This window comes from Streptomyces sp. NPDC003247 (genome assembly GCF_042888135.1).
In the GTDB taxonomy this organism is placed as follows: domain Bacteria; phylum Actinomycetota; class Actinomycetes; order Streptomycetales; family Streptomycetaceae; genus Streptomyces.
This window is the reverse complement of the sequence record NZ_JBIAPF010000002.1, coordinates 651,679-670,090: the sequence shown is the minus strand read 5'-3', so window position 1 is coordinate 670,090 and position 18,412 is coordinate 651,679. Positions and strand designations below refer to the sequence as shown.

At 72.1% G+C, this 18,412-nt stretch carries 15 protein-coding genes; 9 read left to right on the top strand and 6 right to left on the bottom strand.

All coding sequences use genetic code 11. The annotated features are described in order from the left end of the window. Positions 1–72: 72 nt before the first annotated feature. A complete protein-coding gene (ppgK, locus tag ACFYWQ_RS07970; RefSeq protein WP_389513835.1) occupies positions 73–831 on the bottom strand; it encodes a polyphosphate--glucose phosphotransferase in 759 nt (252 codons plus the stop codon). Between the two features lie 116 nt (positions 832–947). After that, a complete protein-coding gene (locus tag ACFYWQ_RS07965) occupies positions 948–1,964 on the bottom strand; it encodes a 4-hydroxy-3-methylbut-2-enyl diphosphate reductase (RefSeq protein WP_389513833.1) in 1,017 nt (338 codons plus the stop codon). Between the two features lie 125 nt (positions 1,965–2,089). On the opposite strand from ACFYWQ_RS07965, the gene ACFYWQ_RS07960 reads away from it, so the two are divergent. From ACFYWQ_RS07960 to ACFYWQ_RS07945, 4 genes are all read left to right on the top strand, one after another. After that, complete coding sequence (locus ACFYWQ_RS07960) at positions 2,090–3,469, top strand: APC family permease (RefSeq protein WP_389513832.1); 1,380 nt, start codon at positions 2,090–2,092, stop codon at positions 3,467–3,469. 246 nt (positions 3,470–3,715) lie between these two features. Continuing rightward, positions 3,716–4,939 (top strand): exodeoxyribonuclease VII large subunit, encoded by a 1,224-nt coding sequence (gene xseA, locus ACFYWQ_RS07955; RefSeq protein WP_389513830.1) that lies wholly within the window; start codon positions 3,716–3,718, stop codon positions 4,937–4,939. Further along, on the top strand, positions 4,936–5,160 hold the full coding sequence (locus ACFYWQ_RS07950; RefSeq protein WP_389513828.1) for an exodeoxyribonuclease VII small subunit: 225 nt from the start codon (positions 4,936–4,938) through the stop codon (positions 5,158–5,160). Before xseA ends, ACFYWQ_RS07950 begins: the two co-directional genes overlap by 4 nt. A gap of 135 nt (positions 5,161–5,295) precedes the next feature. After that, positions 5,296–5,886, top strand: coding sequence for a malonic semialdehyde reductase (locus ACFYWQ_RS07945; protein WP_389513826.1), 591 nt, complete (start codon positions 5,296–5,298; stop codon positions 5,884–5,886). A gap of 124 nt (positions 5,887–6,010) precedes the next feature. Here ACFYWQ_RS07945 and ACFYWQ_RS07940 read toward each other — a convergent pair whose 3' ends face one another. Beyond that, entirely contained in the window at positions 6,011–6,571 is a 561-nt protein-coding gene (locus tag ACFYWQ_RS07940; RefSeq protein WP_389513824.1) for a DUF4245 domain-containing protein, read from the bottom strand. A gap of 127 nt (positions 6,572–6,698) precedes the next feature. On the opposite strand from ACFYWQ_RS07940, the gene glpX reads away from it, so the two are divergent. Further along, the gene (gene glpX / locus ACFYWQ_RS07935; RefSeq protein WP_389513823.1) at positions 6,699–7,733 is read left to right on the top strand and encodes a class II fructose-bisphosphatase; all 1,035 of its coding nucleotides are present in this window, start codon (positions 6,699–6,701) and stop codon (positions 7,731–7,733) included. Between the two features lie 94 nt (positions 7,734–7,827). Here the strand turns inward: glpX and ACFYWQ_RS07930 are convergent, their stop codons facing one another. Together ACFYWQ_RS07930 and ACFYWQ_RS07925 are read right to left on the bottom strand one after the other, a co-directional pair. Continuing rightward, positions 7,828–8,205 (bottom strand): WhiB family transcriptional regulator, encoded by a 378-nt coding sequence (locus ACFYWQ_RS07930; protein WP_389513821.1) that lies wholly within the window; start codon positions 8,203–8,205, stop codon positions 7,828–7,830. Positions 8,206–8,457: 252 nt separating this feature from the next. Next, on the bottom strand, positions 8,458–9,168 hold the full coding sequence (locus tag ACFYWQ_RS07925) for a DUF1707 domain-containing protein (protein WP_389513820.1): 711 nt from the start codon (positions 9,166–9,168) through the stop codon (positions 8,458–8,460). A 178-nt stretch (positions 9,169–9,346) separates the two neighbouring features. On the opposite strand from ACFYWQ_RS07925, the gene ACFYWQ_RS07920 reads away from it, so the two are divergent. The 4 genes from ACFYWQ_RS07920 (at position 9,347) to ACFYWQ_RS07905 (ending at position 15,833) form a co-directional block, all read left to right on the top strand. Continuing rightward, positions 9,347–11,014 carry a fumarate hydratase gene (locus tag ACFYWQ_RS07920; protein ID WP_389513819.1) on the top strand — a complete coding sequence of 556 codons (1,668 nt, stop codon included), beginning with the start codon at positions 9,347–9,349 and terminating at the stop codon, positions 11,012–11,014. Between the two features lie 234 nt (positions 11,015–11,248). After that, positions 11,249–12,634, top strand: coding sequence for a class II fumarate hydratase (locus ACFYWQ_RS07915; protein WP_389513818.1), 1,386 nt, complete (start codon positions 11,249–11,251; stop codon positions 12,632–12,634). 72 nt (positions 12,635–12,706) lie between these two features. Further along, a complete protein-coding gene (locus ACFYWQ_RS07910; protein WP_389513816.1) occupies positions 12,707–13,399 on the top strand; it encodes a DUF402 domain-containing protein in 693 nt (230 codons plus the stop codon). Positions 13,400–13,715: 316 nt separating this feature from the next. Then, entirely contained in the window at positions 13,716–15,833 is a 2,118-nt protein-coding gene (locus ACFYWQ_RS07905; protein ID WP_389513814.1) for a SpoIIE family protein phosphatase, read from the top strand. A 92-nt stretch (positions 15,834–15,925) separates the two neighbouring features. Here ACFYWQ_RS07905 and ACFYWQ_RS07900 read toward each other — a convergent pair whose 3' ends face one another. Continuing rightward, positions 15,926–18,325, bottom strand: coding sequence for a transglycosylase domain-containing protein (locus ACFYWQ_RS07900; RefSeq protein WP_389513813.1), 2,400 nt, complete (start codon positions 18,323–18,325; stop codon positions 15,926–15,928). Between the last annotated feature and the right edge of the window lie 87 nt (positions 18,326–18,412).

Here is an 18,412-nt window from a genome sequence, read left to right as displayed (position 1 = left end):
TCCGGCGGCCCCCAAGGGCCTCCGGGACCCCCGAAGGGGCTTGTCTTGAAGCCTCTCCCGACGGCCGGCCCCCTACGAGGCCTGGTGGCTGTCCTTGGCCGCCCGCATCGCCGCCCCGACGATGCCCGCGTTGTTCTGGAGCTGCGCCGGGACGATCTCCGCCTTGATGCCCTCGATGAGGGGCAGGAACTTCTGCGCCTTGCGGCTGACGCCACCGCCGATGATGAACAGCTCCGGCGAGAACAGCATCTCCACGTGGGCGAGGTACTTCTGGACGCGGTGGGCCCACTGCTCCCAGCTGAGGTCGCCGTCCTCCTTGGCCTTGCTGGAGGCGCGCTTCTCCGCGTCGTGGCCGTGCAGCTCCAGATGGCCGAGTTCGGTGTTGGGGACGAGGACGCCGTCGACGAAGAGGGCGCTGCCGATGCCCGTGCCGAACGTCAGCAGGATCACGGTGCCGCTGCGGTCCCGGCCGGCGCCGAACGCGACCTCGGCGACGCCCGCCGCGTCGGCGTCGTTGACGACGGTCACCGGGAGGCCGCCGAGCCGTTCGCTGAACAACGCGCGCGCGTCGACGTCGATCCAGCCCTTGTCGACGTTGGCCGCCGTGCGGATGGTGGATCCGCCGGTGACCACGCCCGGGAAGGTGAGCCCCACCGGTCCCGTCCACCCGAAGTGGTCGACGACCTGCTTCACGCCGTCGGCCACGCTCTCGGGCGTCGCCGGGTGCGGGGTGAGCACCTTGCACCGCTCCTGGGCCAGGTCGCCCTGGTCCAGGTCCACAGGGGCACCCTTGATCCCGGATCCACCGATGTCCACGCCGAAGATCTGCATGGCACCACGTTACGACGACCGACTGACGGTCACCGCCCGCGGTGCCTCGTCACCCGGACGCCGCCACCACCCCGCCGCGCGGTCTCACGCGGACTCCGGCACCGCCCGCCGCGCGGTCACTGCGCCGACGCGGTCCCCGCGCCGGTCCCGCCGCGCTGGGCGACCAGGGCCGCGGCCTCTTCGCGCAGGTCGCGGCGGAGCTCCTTGGGCAGGGAGAAGGTGATGTGCTCGTCGGCGGCCTTGACGAGTTCGACGTCGCCGTACCCGCGCTCGGCGAGCCACTCCAGGACCTCCTCGACGAGGACCTCCGGCACGGAGGCGCCCGAGGTGACGCCGACCGTGGTCACGCCCTCCAGCCAGGCCTCGTCGATCTCGCTGGCGAAGTCCACGAGGTACGCCTGGCGCGAGCCGGCGAGCTTGGCGACCTCGACGAGCCGCTTGGAGTTGGAGGAGTTGCGCGAGCCGACCACGATGACGAGGTCCGCCTCGGCGCCCATCTGCTTCACCGCCAGCTGACGGTTCTGCGTGGCGTAGCAGATGTCGTCGCTGGGCGGGGAGATCAGCTGCGGGAACTTCTCCTTCAGGGCGTCGACGGTCTCCATGGTCTCGTCGACGGAGAGGGTGGTCTGCGACAGCCAGACGACCTTGGACGGGTCGCGGACCTCGACCTTGGCGACGTCGGCGGGGCCGTCGACGAGCTGGATGTGGTCGGGGGCCTCGCCGGAGGTGCCGATGACCTCCTCGTGGCCCTCGTGGCCGATCAGCAGGATGTCGTAGTCCTCGCCCGCGAAGCGGACGGCCTCCTTGTGGACCTTGGTGACCAGCGGGCAGGTCGCGTCGATGGTGGCGAGCCTGCCGCGCGCGGCCTCCTCGTGCACGACGGGGGCGACGCCGTGCGCCGAGAACATGACGATGTTGCCCGGCGGGACCTCCTCCGTCCGTTCGACGAAGACGGCGCCCTTCTTCTCCAGGGTCTGCACGACGTACTTGTTGTGGACGATCTCGTGACGGACGTAGACGGGAGCGCCGTACTGCTCCAGGGCTTTCTCGACGGCGATCACGGCGCGGTCCACTCCCGCGCAGTAGCCCCGGGGGGCGGCGAGCAGGACACGGCGGCCAGGCGAAGCGGTCATGCGTCCCATCGTAAGGCCGCGTCCGGCGGGTCGAAGATCGCCTGTGGACGGTGCGGGCGGGGAGACTGGCGGGTGGGCGGGGACGGGCGGGGCAGGGCGCTCCCCGCGGAGGATCGGAGGCACGGATGTCCGAGACCGGTACGTCGACGCACCCGCCCGCCGGGGCGCACGAGCTGCGGCGCAGTCTCGGCTTCCGGGACCTGGTGGTCTACGGGCTGCTGTTCATCGCGCCCATGGCGCCGGTCGGCGTCTTCGGCACGCTGGACGCGAAGTCGCACGGGGCGGTCGCGCTGGTCTATGTCGTCGCGACGGTCGCCATGGCGTTCACCGCGTTCAGCTACGCGCAGATGGTGCGGGTCGTGCCGCAGGCGGGGTCGGTGTTCGCCTACGCGCGCGTGGGGCTCGGGAACGGGGCCGGGTTCGTCGCCGGCTGGATGGCGATGCTCGACTACGTCCTCATCCCGGCCGTGGCCTACCTCTTCTCCGGCATCGCGATGAACGCGCTGGTCCCGGAGGTGTCGCGGTGGGTGTGGACGGCTCTGGCGGTGGTCGTCACCACGCTGCTGAACCTGTGGGGGGTGCGGGCCGCGGCCCGGGTGGGCTTCCTGGTGCTGGCCATGGAGATCGTGGTGCTGGCCGTGTTCGTGGTGTCGGCGGTCGTCGTCCTCGCGCGGGACGGCGCGGAGCGGGGATGGCTGTCGCCGTTCACCGGGGACGGGACGCAGGGGGCGTTCGCGCTGTCGGCGGTGCTGGGGGCGGTGTCGGTGGCCGTGCTGTCGTATCTGGGCTTCGACGCGGTCGCCACGTTCGCGGAGGAGGTCACGGGCGGTTCGGCGAAGGTGGCGCGGGCGCTGCTGTTCTGCCTGGCGCTGGCGGGTGTGCTGTTCGTCGCGCAGACGTACCTGGTGGCGCTGCTGGAGCCGGTGACGTCGGCCGGGCTGGCCGCCGAGCCGGGGCGGCAGGGGGCGGCGTTCTACGACGCCGTCGACGTGTCCGTGGGGACCTGGCTGCACGACCTGGTGGCCGTGAGCAAGGCGGTCGGGGCCGCGTTCGCCGCGCTGGCCGGCCAGGCGGCGGCCGGCCGGCTGCTGTTCGCGATGGGGCGGGACCGGCGGCTGCCGGCGGTGCTGGCGCGGACGGACTCCGGGGTGCCGCGGGTGGCGGTGGCGTGCTCGGCCGTGGTGACGCTGGTGGCGGCGGTGTGGGCGGCCCGGCGGGACGACGGGATGGATCACCTGGTGTCGGTGGTGGACGTCGGGGCGCTGACGGCGTTCACGCTGCTGCACGCGAGCGTGGTGGGCTGGTTCGCGGTGCGGCGGGCGGGCGGCCCGGTGGTGTGGTGGCGGCACGTGCTGGCGCCGGTGGCCGGGGCGGCGATCACCGTCGCGGTGATCGTGGAGGCGTCCCGCACGGCTCAGGTGGTGGGGGCGGTGTGGCTGGCGGTGGGGCTGGTGGTGCTGGCGGTGCAGCGGGGGCGGAGAGCACCGGGCGCCGCCACCGGCTGACCGTCCGCCTCGGCCGCCGCCGTACACCGTGTACGCCGTACACCGTGTACGCCGTACACCGCGGACGCCATACACCGCGCCGGCCACGGTACCGGCGGCCCAGCTAGGCGGACGCGATGCCGACGGCCGAAGCGGACGCGGTGCCGGCGGCCACAGGCGGGCGCAGTGCTGGCCAGCCCAGGCGGACGCGGTGCCGCAGCCGAGGCGGGCGCCCGGTTGTCAGTGGCTGCCACTACTCTCGCGGGCATGGCTGTCAACACGTCCGCCGAGACTCCGCTGCCCGTGGGCGAGGTGTCCCGGCTCATCGGGAGGTGGATCGACCGGCTCGGCGCGGTGTGGGTCGAGGGGCAGATCACCCAGTTGTCGCGGCGCCCGGGTGCGGGCGTCGTCTTCCTGACGCTGCGGGACCCGTCGCACGACGTCTCGGTGAGTGTGACGTGCTACCGGCAGGTGTTCGACGCGGTCGCGGACGTCGTCGGCGAGGGCGCGCGGGTCGTCGTGCACGCCAAGCCGGAGTGGTACGCGCCGCGGGGGCAGCTGTCGCTGCGGGCGGTCGAGATACGGCCGGTGGGGGTCGGGGAGCTGCTGGCCCGGCTGGAGCAGCTGAAGAAGTCGCTGGCCGCGGAGGGGCTGTTCGCTCCCGAGCGGAAGAAGCCGCTGCCCTTCCTCCCCCAGCTCATCGGGCTGGTGTGCGGGCGGGCCTCCGCCGCCGAGCGGGACGTCCTGGAGAACGCCCGGCACCGCTGGCCCGCCGTCCGCTTCGAGGTGCGCAACGTCGCCGTGCAGGGCGTGCACGCCGTGCCGCAGGTCGTACAGGCCGTCAAGGAGCTGGACGCGCTGGAGGAGGTGGACGTGATCGTCGTGGCGCGCGGGGGCGGGAGCGTGGAGGACCTGCTGCCGTTCTCCGACGAACAGCTGGTGCGGACGGTCGCGGCCTGCCGTACGCCCGTGGTGTCGGCGATCGGCCACGAGCCGGACAACCCGCTGCTGGACCATGTGGCCGACCTGCGGGCCTCGACGCCCACCGACGCGGCGAAGAAGGTCGTGCCGGACGTCGGCGAGGAGCTGGAGCGGGTGCGGATGCTGCGCGGCCGGGCTCGCCGGTGCGCTGAGGCATTCGTGGAGCGGGAGGAGCGGGGGCTGGCGCACGCGCTGGCGCGGCCGGTGATCCAGGATCCGCACCGGATGATCGACGAGCGGGCGGATCACCTCGCCTCGCTGGTCGACCGCTCCCGCCGTACCCTCGGCCATCTCCTGGACCGCGCGGACTCCGAGCTGACGCACACCCACGCGCGCGTGGTGGCGCTCTCGCCGGCCGCCACGCTGAAGCGGGGGTACGCGGTGCTCCAGCGGGCCGACGGGCACGTGGTGCGGGATCCGGGCGAGGTGACGGCGGACGAGGCGCTGCGCGCGCGGGTCGCCGAGGGTGAGTTCACGGTACGAGTCGACGATCAGGGGCTGGGTGCATGACGGGCAGGACGGACGAGGCGCTGGGGTACGAGCAGGCGCGCGACGAGCTGATCGAGGTCGTACGCCGCCTGGAGGCGGGGGGTACGACGCTGGAGGAGTCCCTCGCCCTGTGGGAGCGCGGGGAGGAGCTGGCCAAGGTGTGCCGGCGCTGGCTGGAGGGCGCGCGGGCACGGCTGGACGCGGCGCTCGCGGAGGAGGGGGAGGCGGAGGAGGAGGGGTGACGCGGCGGACGGCTGTGAGGGCGGTCACCCCCGCCCCACCGCTAGTTGAAGCTTGAACTTCCATGGCGTACGGTCGATCACGTCAGCCGGTCCGGTGCACCCGGGTCCGGACGCGCACCCCAGGGAAGTCCACGCATGTCTCTCGTTCTTGACCCCGCCGCCCAGGACCTGCTGTTCCGCGAGGCCCGCACCGCGAACACCTTCACCGACGAGCCGGTGACCGACGAGCAGGTGCAGGCGATCTACGACCTGGTCAAGTACGGGCCGACCGCCTTCAACCAGACCCCGCTGCGTATCACCCTGGTCCGCTCCCCCGAGGCCCGCGAGCGTCTGGTCCAGCACCTGGCCGAGGGCAACCAGGCCAAGACCGCCGCCGCGCCGCTGGTCGCGATCCTCTCCGCGGACAACGAGTTCCACGAGGAGCTGCCGCAGCTCCTCCCGCACTTCCCGCAGGCCAAGGACCTCTTCTTCAGCGAGCGTCCGGCCCGTGAGAGCGCCGCCCTGCTGAACGCCGCCCTCCAGGCCGCCTACTTCATCATCGGCGTCCGCGCCGCCGGTCTGGCCGCCGGCCCGATGACCGGTCTGGACTTCGAGGGCGTCCGCAAGGAGTTCCTGGACGACGACCACACCCCGCTGATGGTCGTCAACATCGGCAAGCCGGGCGAGAACGCCTGGTTCCCGCGCTCCCCGCGCCTGACGTACGAGCAGGTCGTGACCACGGTCTGACAGCTCGCGCACGGCACGACCGAGGCCCCCGGCGATCCCGCCGGGGGCCTCGGTCGTCGCTCACCTCAGGCGGCGCGGCGCGCCCACCGGGAGGGCGGTACGGCCGTGAGGCGGCGCGGCGCACTCACGCCGTCTCCGACGCCGTCTGCGACGACGAGGTCTCCGACGTCTCCAGCGACTCCGCGAACCGCGCCAGCTCGGCCCACGACGCCGTGCCGGCCACCACCGTCGTCGATCCGTCGGCGCTCTCCACGACGAGGGCGTCGTAGCGGCCCTCGGTGTAGCGGGTCCAGGTGCGGCCGGCGAGCTGCTCGGTCCGCTCCGCCCGCCGGCCGCCCTGCGTCGCCTCGTCGATGAACGTGGACGGCTTCTGAGTGGACTGCTCGACCTGGACGTACTCCCCGTCGGGCGTGTGGAAGCCCAGGTGCCAGGCGTCGTACTCGGTGCCGTCGAAGCGCACCGAGGTCGCTTTCCAGGTGGACGGCAGGCCCTCCGGCGCGGCGATCGGGTAGGAGGCCGCGCGACGTGCCGTGAGCAGTTCCACGCGGTAGTCGACGCGCTGGACGTCGGGAGCGTGGTCGTCGTGCGGGATGAAGAGGTACATCACCAGGCCTGCGATCATGATCACTCCGAGGGAGAGGACCATGTCCCGGACCGTCTGCATCTTGCCTTTCGAACCTGCCACGCCCCCTATCGTCGCAGGTGCCCGGTGCGCTCATCCGTGGGGTCCCCTGCTCATTTTGTCGGACTGGCGATAGAGTCGGGTTTCGAACCCTCATCCGGCCGTCGTCGTATCAGAAAGGTGCGCTCCGATGACCGAGCACCATCACTTGCCGTCCGAACTCGATGTCCCCTCCGAGGCTCCCGACCGCAACCTCGCCCTGGAACTCGTCCGGGTGACCGAAGCGGCGGCGATGGCCGCGGGCCGCTGGGTCGGGCGCGGCGACAAGAACGGCGCCGACGGTGCCGCGGTGCGGGCGATGCGGACCCTCGTCTCCACCGTCTCGATGAACGGCGTGGTCGTCATCGGCGAGGGCGAGAAGGACGAGGCGCCGATGCTCTTCAACGGCGAACGCGTCGGCGACGGCACCGGGCCGGAGGTGGACATCGCCGTCGACCCGATCGACGGCACCACGCTGACGGCCAAGGGCATGCCGAACGCGATCGCCGTCCTCGCCGCCACCGAGCGTGGCGCGATGTTCGACCCGTCCGCCGTGTTCTACATGGACAAGCTGGTCACCGGCCCGGAGGCCGCCGAGTTCGTCGACATCGACGCACCCGTCGGGGTCAACATCCGCCGGGTCGCCAAGGCCAAGCGGGCCACGCCGGAGGACGTCACCGTCGTCATCCTGGACCGGCCCCGGCACGAGGGGATCATCAAGGAGATCCGGGACACCGGCGCGCGCATCAAGCTGATCTCGGACGGTGACGTGGCCGGCTCGATCCTGGCGCTGCGCGAGGGCACCGGCATCGACCTGCTGCTCGGCATCGGCGGCACCCCCGAGGGCATCATCTCGGCCTGCGCCGTGAAGTGCCTGGGCGGCACCATCCAGGGCAAGCTGTGGCCCAAGGACGACGAGGAGCGGCAGCGGGCGATCGACGCGGGGCACGACCTGGACCGCGTGCTGACGACCGAGGACCTGGTGAAGGGCGAGAACGTCTTCTTCGTCGCCACCGGGATCACCGACGGCGAGCTGCTGCGCGGGGTGCGCTACCGCTCGGAGACCGCGACGACCGACTCGATCGTGATGCGGTCGAAGTCGGGGACGGTGCGGCGGATCGACTCCGAGCACCGGCTGAGCAAGCTGCGGGCCTACAGCGCGATCGACTTCGACCGCGCGAAGTAGGTGGCCTGCGGGAGGGCCTGAACGAGCGTGACGGCCCGTCCCGGACGAAAGGGGGCGCCCCCGGTGCGGAGGGGGCGCCCCTTGTCGATGTGCGTCAGCCGGCCGCCGCTATGCGGTCGGTGGCCCGGGCCGCCTTCTTCAGCTCCATGTCGCGGCGCCGACGGCGCGCGAGGACCACACGGCGCTCGGCGGCGGTGAGGCCGCCCCAGACGCCGTACGGCTCGGGCTGGAGCAGGGCGTGCTCGCGGCACTCGACCATCACGGGACAGCGGGCGCAGACCCGCTTGGCGGCCTCCTCGCGGGAGAGCCGGGCGGCGGTGGGCTCCTTGGAGGGGGCGAAGAACAGGCCTGCCTCGTCGCGCCGGCACACGGCCTCGGTGTGCCACGGAGCGTCTTGGTCCCTGTCCCGCGCCGGCACCCGCTGGGCCGGAACTGCGGCGACCTGCAGGGACGAATGCGGCGGTTGCAGCACGGTCTACTCCTGACGACGGCTTCGCGAGCGAGAGACGATGCAGCAAGGCCTACCCGCTGTGCGCGCGCCTATGCACTGAGTTCCCGACCGCCGGACCGGACCCCGCGCCGGGGACCAGGCCTCGCGCACGCTCCCGCCGGGGACCGGCGCTCACCCGGCCCGCCGGTCCGCCCGCCGGCCGGCCCCTTCCGGTGCGCCCCGCGGCCCTCCCCCTCGGCCCGTCCCACCGCCCCGCCCGCCGGTTCGCGACCGTCAACGGTCCAGATGCCTGCGCAAACCCCGGTCGACCTTGCGGTGCACCTTGTCGAGGATGTCCGCGACGACCCGGCCGCGCCGGGGCCGGCCCTCGATGTGGCCGAGGACGGCCCACCCCTCGACGTGGACGACCGGCGCGTCGGGATCGGCGGAGTCGAGCGTGTCGACCTCGAAGGTGCCGAGGACACCGCCGCCGGTGCCGAACAGCGAGACGTTCTCCGGGACGCGGACCTCGACGTTGCCGAAGATTGAGACCGCCCTGACGACGACGTGCCGGTACTCGAACAGCGCCTCGCTCAGGTCGATCTCGACGCTGCCGAACACCGCGTACGCGTGGATGCGGCGGCCGACCCGCCAACGGCCCCTGCGGACGCTGCTGCTGAAGACGGCGACCAGGTTGTCGTCCGGGTCGGCGGGGAGCGCGCCGGGCGGCGGACGGTGCGCGGCGGGGGCGTACGGCGGGACGTGCCGGTGGTGGGCCGCGGGCAGGTCCCTGATGAACACGTCCAGTTCGCCGACCGTCCTGGCGGCCAGCACGCCCTCGACGCGCTCGGCGTGCTCGTCGGCGGTGAGGCGTCCCTCCGCGAGGGCCTCGCGCAGGATGCCGACGATGCGGTCACGGTCGGCGTCCGAGGCACGCAGCTCGGCCACGGAGGCGCGCGGGTCGGCGGCGGGGGCACGCGGGGCGGTCCGCTTCTGAAGGTCCACGACAGCAGCGTACCGAGACACGATAGATCGCGACAGTCCCCGTCGAGGCCGAACTGAGCCTTACCTCACAAGCTCACCGCCGACGGCAGGTTCTACGCTGGTGAGCGCTGCCGAAGGAGGCCAGCCGTCGTGCTCTGGAAACCGGCCGCACGCGTCAGTCGAGTGAGGAATGGGCGAGATGCCTGAGTTCGCGTACACCGATCTGCTCCCCATGGGAGAGGACACCACCCCGTACCGGCTGGTGACCTCCGAAGGTGTCTCCACCGTCGAGGCCGACGGGCGGACCTTCCTCAAGGTGGAGCCGGAGGCGCTGCGCAAGCTGGCCGAGGAGGCGATCCACGACATCCAGCACTACCTGCGCCCGGCCCACCTCGCGCAGCTGCGCCGGATCGTCGACGACCCGGAGGCGTCGGGCAACGACAAGTTCGTCGCCCTCGACCTGCTGAAGAACGCCAACATCGCCGCGGCGGGCGTGCTGCCGATGTGCCAGGACACCGGCACGGCGATCGTCATGGGCAAACGCGGGCAGAACGTGCTCACGCAGGGGCGGGACGAGGAGGCGCTCTCCCGCGGCATCTACGACGCGTACACGAAGCTGAACCTCCGCTACTCCCAGATGGCCCCCGTCACCATGTGGGAGGAGAAGAACACCGGTTCCAACCTGCCGGCCCAGATCGAGCTGTACGCCACGGACGGCGGCGCCTACAAGTTCCTGTTCATGGCGAAGGGCGGCGGCTCCGCCAACAAGTCCTTCCTGTACCAGGAGACGAAGGCCGTCCTGAACGAGGCCTCCATGATGAAGTTCCTGGAGGAGAAGATCCGCTCGCTCGGTACGGCCGCCTGCCCGCCGTACCACCTGGCGATCGTGGTCGGCGGCACCAGCGCCGAGTACGCGCTGAAGACCGCGAAGTACGCCTCCGCGCACTACCTGGACGAGATCCCGGCCGAGGGCTCGCCGCTCGGGCACGGCTTCCGCGACAAGGAGCTGGAGGAGAAGGTCTTCGAGCTGACGCAGAAGATCGGCATCGGCGCGCAGTTCGGCGGCAAGTACTTCTGCCACGACGTGCGCGTGGTGCGGCTGCCGCGCCACGGGGCCTCCTGCCCGGTGGCCATCGCCGTCTCCTGCTCGGCCGACCGGCAGGCCGTCGCGAAGATCACCGCGGAGGGCGTCTTCCTGGAGCAGCTGGAGACGGACCCGGCGCGGTTCCTGCCCGACACCACCGACGAGCACCTCGAACAGGACGGCGACGTCGTCCGGATCGACCTGAACCAGCCGATGGACGACATCCTCGCCGAGCTGACCAAGTACCCGGTCAAGACCCGGCTGTCGCTGTCCGGTCCGCTGGTCGTGGCGCGCGACATCGCGCACGCCAAGATCAAGGAGCGGCTGGACGCCGGTGAGGAGATGCCGCAGTACCTGAAGGACCACCCGGTGTACTACGCGGGTCCGGCGAAGACCCCGGAGGGGTACGCCTCCGGTTCCTTCGGTCCGACGACGGCCGGCCGCATGGACTCCTACGTCGAGCAGTTCCAGGCGGCGGGCGGCTCCAAGGTGATGCTGGCCAAGGGCAACCGCTCGCAGCAGGTCACCGACGCGTGCGGCGCGCACGGCGGGTTCTACCTCGGCTCGATCGGCGGGCCGGCGGCGCGGCTGGCCCAGGACTGCATCAAGAAGGTCGAGGTCGTCGAGTACGAGGAACTCGGCATGGAGGCGGTCTGGAAGATCGAGGTCGAGGACTTCCCGGCGTTCGTCGTCGTCGACGACAAGGGCAACGACTTCTTCAAGGACCCGGCGCCGGCGCCGACGTTCACGTCGATCCCGGTGCGGGGGCCGGGGCTGGCGTAGCGCCTTGTACGGCGGGGCGGCGGAGGCGGGAGTTCTCTCGCCCCCGACGCCCCTTCCCTCCCCCACTCTCGGCTTCGCTCGAGCGGGGGACCCCCATCGTCCCCGGGGGCTGCGCCCCCGGACCCCCGCTTCGGCCCTGGACGGGCCTCGTCCTCAAACGCCGGACAGGCTTTTGGGGGACCCCGATCGGACCACTCCCGGAACAACCGCGCCCGCCCCCACGCTGAACCCGGTATGAGCGACTACCGCATCGAGCACGACTCCATGGGCGAGGTCCGCGTTCCCGCGCACGCGAAGTGGCGGGCCCAGACGCAGCGGGCCGTGGAGAACTTCCCCGTCTCCGGGCAGCGCCTGGAGCGCGCGCACATCGAGGCCCTCGCCAGGATCAAGGGCGCCGCCGCCAAGGTCAACGCCGAACTGGGGGTGCTCGACAAGGAGATCGCCGAGGCGATCCAGGAGGCGGCCGCCGAGGTGGCCGAGGGCCGGTGGGACGAGCACTTCCCGGTGGACGTGTTCCAGACCGGGTCGGGGACCTCGTCCAACATGAACACCAACGAGGTCGTCGCGACGCTGGCGGCCGAGCGCCTGGGCCGGGACGTCCACCCCAACGACCACGTCAACGCCTCGCAGTCGTCCAACGACGTCTTCCCCTCCTCCCTCCACATCGCCGCCACCGCCGCCGTCACCCGCGACCTGATCCCGGCCCTGGAGCACCTGGCCGCCGCGCTGGAGCGGAAGGCCGGGGAGTTCGCCGACGTGGTGAAGTCCGGGCGGACCCACCTCATGGACGCCACCCCGGTGACACTGGGCCAGGAGCTCGGCGGGTACGCCGCCCAGATGCGGTACGGCGTCGAGCGGCTGCGGGCCTCGCTGCCCCGGCTGGCCGAACTGCCGTTGGGCGGCACCGCCGTCGGCACCGGCATCAACACGCCCCCCGGCTTCTCCGCCGCCGTCATCCAGGAGGTCGCCCGGGTCACCGGGCTGCCGCTGACCGAGGCCCGCGACCACTTCGAGGCGCAGGGCGCCCGCGACGGCGTCGTCGAGACCAGCGGGCAGCTCAGGACCATCGCCGTGGGACTGACGAAGATCGCCAACGATCTGCGGTGGATGGCCTCGGGACCGCGCACCGGACTGGCCGAGATCTCCCTGCCCGACCTCCAGCCCGGCTCCTCGATCATGCCCGGCAAGGTCAACCCGGTGATCCCGGAGGCCGTGCTGATGGTCGCCGCGCAGGTCACCGGGAACGACGCCACGGTCGCCGCGGCGGGCGCCGCCGGCAACTTCGAGCTCAACGTCATGCTGCCGGTCATCGCGAAGAACGTGCTGGAGTCGGTCCGGCTGCTCGCCAACGTCTCCCGGCTGCTCGCCGACCGGACGGTCGACGGCATCGTCGCCCACCGCGAACGGGCCCGCGAGTACGCCGAGTCGTCGCCGTCCGTCGTCACCCCGCTCAACAAGTACATCGGCTACGAGGAGGCCGCGAAGGTCGCCAAGAAGGCGCTGGCGGAGCGGCGGACCATCCGGGAGGCGGTCCTGGAGGGCGGGTACGTCGAGCGCGGCGACCTGACGCTCGAACAGCTCGACGAGGCGCTCGATGTCCTGCGGATGACACGTCCGTGACGTTTCACGCCCGGCGCGAGAACCGTGACGCGCGCCGCAGCGTCGTATGCCCATGGCACCTAATATCTGTGCATGGCAGACGGCGGAGCGGTGAGACACGTGGGAACGGGCGGTGCGGCGGCCTTCTGGGAGCCCGGTGACCAGATCCTGTGGCGCTACCGGGAGAACGGCGGCGAGCGATTGCACATCGTCCGGCCCGTGACCGTCGTCCGCGACGACGAGGACGTGCTCGCCGTGTGGCTCGCCCCCGGCACCGAGTGCGTCAAGCCCGTCCTCGCGGACGGCACCCCGCTGCACCAGGAACCGCTGCACAGCCGGTACGTCAAGCCGCGCAGCATGGTGCTCGACCGCTGGTTCGGCACGGGCGTGCTGAAGCTGGCCCGGCCCGGCGAGCCCTGGTCGGTGTGGCTGTTCTGGGAGCCGGGCTGGCAGTTCAAGAACTGGTACGTCAACCTCGAGGAACCGCTGGCCCGTTGGGACGGCGGCGTCGACTCCGAGGACCACTTCCTGGACCTCTGCGTCTACGAGGACCGGACCTGGGAGTGGCGCGACGAGGACGAGTTCGCGCAGGCCCAGCAGGACGGCCTGATGGACGCGGCGGCGGCCGGGCGGGTGCGGGAGGCGGGCCGGGCCGCCGTGGCGGCGATCCGCGCCTGGGGGCCGCCGTTCGACGAGGGCTGGCAGCACTGGCGCCCGGATCCGTCCTGGGCCGTACCGTTGCTGCCGGAGGACTGGGACCGGGTGCCCGCGCACCTGTCCACATGAGACCCTTGCTGCGCCCCCGGGCAACAAACGTAGGATCGTCCTCCGCAAGCGCAGCACAGAGCAACTCCCGGATCAGACGCCGAGTCTGACCCAACGTCACCGAGGGGCGGCAGGACGTGAGCGAGGGGTACGAGGGCAACACCGGCAGGGCCTTCGACGTGGGCCCTCGCGGCCGTGCCCGATCCACCGGTGACACAGGAACAGCCTCTGACCACGCGGGAATTCCGTTCCGGGGACATGTGTTCCGGGTATCGGGTTCTCTGCGGGACCGACTGCACGCACGGCGCGCAGCCCCGGACGGACGGATTCGACACGCGTGACGGAGCAGCCCACCTCCTACGAACGCCCCCAGGGCGTCGACCCCACGGACCCCCGCGGGGCGCTGTTGCGTACCCAGGCCTCCGCGCCGGGCTCCGCCGCCTTACCGTCCGCCGCCGCCCAGGGCCGCACCGAGGACGCCCCGGGCACCGCGCCGCGCGGCAAGGGGACGGAACCGGCCGCGTCCGGCTCCGAGCACTCCCAGCCCACGGCCGCCGAGCCGCTGGGCGTGCCGTCCGCGGGGTCGAAGCCGGGCGTCGGGGAGCACCGGCCGCGGCCCGCGCCCGAGTCCATCCCGGTCCAGCCGGGCGCCGAGACGCGGCCGGAGCACGGCGCCGACGGGCCGGAGCGCCGCACCGGCCAGGCGCCGGCTCCGGGCCGGCCCACGCCGATGCGGCGGGACGGGGACCGGCTGCGCTTCGTGGGCGCGGCCACCCGGCGGATCGCCCGGGGCCTGGACCTGGACGAGATCGTGATGGGGCTGTGCCGAGCCACCGTGCCGACGTTCTCCGACGCGATCCTCGTCTACCTGCGCGACCCCCTGCCGGTGGGCGACGAACGGCCCGTCGCGGACCGGGTCGTGCTGCGGCTGCGGCGCACCGACCGCATCCCCGAGGAGCGCGACACCGAGACGGGGTTCGCGGCGCTCGGCCTGCCGCCCCCGGAGACACCGGAGCTGTCGGAGCTGTCGGCGGCGATCGCGGAGCTGTGCGAGGTGCGGCCCGGCGGCGCGCTGGCAGAGGTGCTGCGCGGGGTGCGCCCGGTCTTCGCCGACCATCCGGCCGCGCGCGCCGCGCTCCCGGAACTGCTCGGCGAGGACAGCCAGTTGGACGTGCCGGACGGCCAGCGGGCGATCCTGGCCCCGCTGCGCGGCCGGCGCCGGGTGATCGGGGCCGCGGTGTTCATCCGCCGCCCGGACCGCATCCCCTTCGAGAACGACGACCTGCTGGTCGCCGCCCAGCTCGCCACGCACAGCGCCCTCGGCATCGACAAGGCGGTGCTGTACGACCGTGAGGCGTACATCGCCGACGAGCTCCAGCGCACGATGCTGCCGGAGACCCTGCCGCGCCCCACGGGCGTCCGGCTGGCCTCCCGCTATCTGCCCGCCGCGGAGACCGCGCGGGTCGGCGGCGACTGGTACGACGCGATCCCGCTGCCGGGCAGCCGGGTGGCGCTGGTGGTGGGGGACGTCATGGGTCACTCCATGACGTCGGCCGCGATCATGGGCCAGCTGCGGACCACGGCGCAGACGCTCGCCGGGCTCGACCTGCCGCCCCAGGAGGTGCTGCACCACCTGGACGAGCAGGCGCAGCGCCTGGGCACCGACCGCATGGCGACCTGCCTGTACGCCGTGTACGACCCGGTCTCGCACCGCATCACCATCGCCAACGCCGGCCATCCGCCGCCCGTGCTGCTGCACCTGGGCGGGCGGGCCGAGGTGCTGCGGGTGCCGCCGGGCGCGCCGATCGGGGTGGGCGGCGTCGACTTCGAGGCCGTGGAGCTGGACGCGCCCGCCGGGGCGACGCTCCTGCTCTACACCGACGGCCTGGTCGAGTCCCGGCTGCGGGACGTGGCGACCGGCATAGAGCAACTGCGCGAGAAGCTCGCGGTGACCGCCCAGCTCACCGGGCCGGACCATCCGCCGCCCCTGGAAGCGCTGTGCGACGAGGTGCTCGACATGCTCGGGCCGGGCGACCGGGACGACGACATCGCGCTGCTCGCCGCGCGTTTCGACGGGATCGCGCCGAACGACGTGGCGTACTGGTACCTGGAACCGGAGGACGCCGCGCCGGGCCGGGCGCGGCGGCTGGCCCGGCGGGCGCTGGCCCGCTGGGGGCTGGAGGAACTGTCCGACTCCGTGGAGCTGCTGGTGAGCGAGGTGGTCACCAACGCGGTGCGGTACGCCACCCGGCCGGTGACGCTGCGGCTGCTCCGTACCGATGTGCTGCGGTGCGAGGTCGGGGACGACGTGCCGCAGTTGCCGCGGCTGCGGCAGGCCCGCGCCACGGACGAGGGCGGGCGGGGCCTGTTCCTCGTCAACCGGCTGGCCCGGCGCTGGGGAGCGACCCGGCTGAGCACCGGCAAGGTGGTCTGGTTCGAGCTCAACCACGGTTAGCCCGTGCGACACGGCAGGGGGCCCGGTGATCACCGGGCCCCCTGCCGTCACCGGACCGTCCACCACCGGACGGTCCACCACCGGACCGTCCGCTACTGGCCCATCTGCTCGAACGGGTTCTCGGATTCCTCCGTCTCGGACTCCTCCGCCGTCGGCGACTCCGACGGCTCCTCCGTGGTCGCCTCCTCCGAGGGTTCCTCCGTGGTCGGCTCCTCGGACGGGGTCGCGCTCTCGGCGGGCGCACTGGACGTCGGGGCCTCGGTGCTCGGCTCCTCCGTCGGCTCCGGGGACTCCGACGGGGACGGCTCGGCCGTCACGGTCGGCTGGACCGCGGCGCCCTGGTCGGTCTCCAGGTCGAACTTGGTGACCTTGGTGGAGACGCCGAAGGTGTACGCCGCCCAGATCTGCGCCGGGTAGCCACCACCGTTGATGCGGCCCTTGCCGGGGATCAGACCGGTCGCGCCGGTCAGGCTGACCTGGGGGTGCGGGGACTTGGCGGACTCGCCGAACAGGCCGACGGAGGTGACCAGGTCGGGGGTGTAGGCGGTGAACCAGGCCGACAGGTTGTTGTCGGAGGTGCCCGTCTTGCCCGCGACCTTCTGGCCGTTGCGCTCGGGGTTGTCCCGTACGGACGTCTGGGCCGTACCGTCGTCGACCACGCCGGTCAGGACCGAGGTGACCGTGTCGGCGGCCTCGCGGCTGATGACCTGCTCGCCGATGGGGTCGGAGAGCTCCACCTCGTGGGCGCTGTTCTCCACCGACTTGATGACGGCCGGGGTGACCTTCTTGCCGTGGTTGTCGAGGGTCGCGTAGACGCCGGCCATCTGGAGGGGGCTCGCGCCCATGGTGCCCAGGGTCTGCGCGGGCACGGCCTTCAGGCCCTCGGTGTCCATGCCGAGGTCACTGGCGGTCTGGAGCACCTTGTCCATGCCGACGTCGACGCCCATCTGCGCGAAGGCGGAGTTGATGGACTTGTTCATCGCCGTCTGGACGGTGACGTCGCCGTAGTCGACGTCGTCCTCGTTCTCCGGGGCGAAGCCGATGTCGCTGCCGACGACGGGGCGCTTGCTGGTGCCGTCGTAGAGGGTGTCGGCGGTGATCTCCTCGCCGTCCTGGGTCTGGGCCGCCTGGTCCAGGGCCGCGGCGAGGATCACCGGCTTGAAGGTGGAGGCGGGCTGGTAGTCGGCGCGGGTGGCGTTGTTCGTGTAGTGCTTGACGTAGTCGACCCCGCCGTACATGGCCACGACCGCGCCCGTCTTCGGGTCCACGGACACCGCGCCGGCCTGGACGTCGCCGTCGACGGAGCGCTTCGTCGCGTCGAGCTTGCTGGTGAGCTGCTGCTTGACGGACTTCTCCAGCGCCTTCTGCTTCTTCTTGTCGATGTTCAGCGTGATGTTCCAGCCGCCGGCGTTGACCATCGCCTCGGCCTCCTTGCTGCTGTCCGCGACGCCCTGCTGGACGAGCTGCCGCTCCAGCTCGCTGTTGGCCGCGTTCACCAGGTAGCCGACCTGGCCCTCCTGGCCGGGGGCGGCCTTGGGCTCCTTGGGCACCGGGAACTTCAGGGCGTCCCGCTCGGACTTGTCGAGCCAGTCCTCCTCGACCATGTTGTCCAGGACGTAGTTCCAGCGCTGCTGGACCAGCTTCTTGCCGGTGTCGGTGGCGACGGCCCAGTCGTACTGGCTGGGGGCCTGGAGCAGGGCGGCGAGGTAGGCGCCCTGGGCGACGGTGAGCTGGTCGGCGTCGACGCGGTAGTAGGCCTGGGCGGCGGCCTGGATGCCGTAGGCGCCGCGGCCGTAGTAGCTGGTGTTGATGTAGCCGGCGAGGATGTAGTCCTTGGACTTCTCCCGGTCCAGCTTCAGCGAGATGACCAGTTCGTTCAGCTTGCGCGTGACGGTCTGTTCCTGCGTCAGGTAGTAGTTCTTGACGTACTGCTGGGTGATCGTCGAACCGCCCTGGGCGCCCTTGCCCATGACCGTGTTGAGCAGACCGCGGGCGGTGCCCTTCAGGTCGACGCCGGCGTCCTGGTAGAAGGACTTGTTCTCGGCGGCGACGAAGGTGCGCTGGACGGCCTTGGGGACCTCGGCGAGGTCGACGTTCTCCCGGTTGAGCTCGCCGTCGCGGGTCAGCAGGGTGCCGTCGCTGTAGTTGTAGACGTTGCTCTGCAACTGGGCGGCCGCGTTGCCCTCGGGGATCGGCGTCGTCAGGTACAGCACGACGAACGCGCCGATGCCCAGCAGACAGACGCCGAGGAACGTGCCGATCATCTTCTTCCAGGTGAAGAGCCGGCGTATGCGGCCCTTGTCGCCGCCCTTGGCGCCCTTCCTGGCGCTCCGGCGGGCCGCCGCGCGTCCGCCGGCCGCGACGCCGGTGGCCGCCTGCGCCGTCGGCACCGACTCCTCGCTCGGCTCCGGGCCCGCCCCCGGCGAACGGTCCCTGGGCGCTGCGCGGCGGCCACCGCGCTGTCGCGCTCGTCTCTCGTCCGCTCGTCCCATGAGTCCGCTCGCTCCGCTTCCTGTTCGGCAGTCGCACCCGTGCCCGGAGGCAGGTCAGCTCAGAAAGCTAACACCGCTCTCTGTGAC

What these genes read in the sequence shown, in the direction of transcription:
- ACFYWQ_RS07920 (WP_389513819.1), top strand. Translation starts at nt 9,347, where the DNA reads ATGCCTGAGTTCGCGTACACCGATCTGCTCCCCATGGGAGAGGACACC.
- ppgK (WP_389513835.1), bottom strand. Translation starts at nt 831, where the DNA reads ATGCAGATCTTCGGCGTGGACATCGGTGGATCCGGGATCAAGGGTGCC.
- ACFYWQ_RS07900 (WP_389513813.1), bottom strand. Translation starts at nt 18,325, where the DNA reads ATGGGACGAGCGGACGAGAGACGAGCGCGACAGCGCGGTGGCCGCCGC.
- ACFYWQ_RS07950 (WP_389513828.1), top strand. Translation starts at nt 4,936, where the DNA reads ATGACGGGCAGGACGGACGAGGCGCTGGGGTACGAGCAGGCGCGCGAC.
- glpX (WP_389513823.1), top strand. Translation starts at nt 6,699, where the DNA reads ATGACCGAGCACCATCACTTGCCGTCCGAACTCGATGTCCCCTCCGAG.
- ACFYWQ_RS07915 (WP_389513818.1), top strand. Translation starts at nt 11,249, where the DNA reads ATGAGCGACTACCGCATCGAGCACGACTCCATGGGCGAGGTCCGCGTT.
- ACFYWQ_RS07960 (WP_389513832.1), top strand. Translation starts at nt 2,090, where the DNA reads ATGTCCGAGACCGGTACGTCGACGCACCCGCCCGCCGGGGCGCACGAG.
- ACFYWQ_RS07945 (WP_389513826.1), top strand. Translation starts at nt 5,296, where the DNA reads ATGTCTCTCGTTCTTGACCCCGCCGCCCAGGACCTGCTGTTCCGCGAG.
- xseA (WP_389513830.1), top strand. Translation starts at nt 3,716, where the DNA reads ATGGCTGTCAACACGTCCGCCGAGACTCCGCTGCCCGTGGGCGAGGTG.
- ACFYWQ_RS07965 (WP_389513833.1), bottom strand. Translation starts at nt 1,964, where the DNA reads ATGACCGCTTCGCCTGGCCGCCGTGTCCTGCTCGCCGCCCCCCGGGGC.
- ACFYWQ_RS07910 (WP_389513816.1), top strand. Translation starts at nt 12,707, where the DNA reads ATGGCAGACGGCGGAGCGGTGAGACACGTGGGAACGGGCGGTGCGGCG.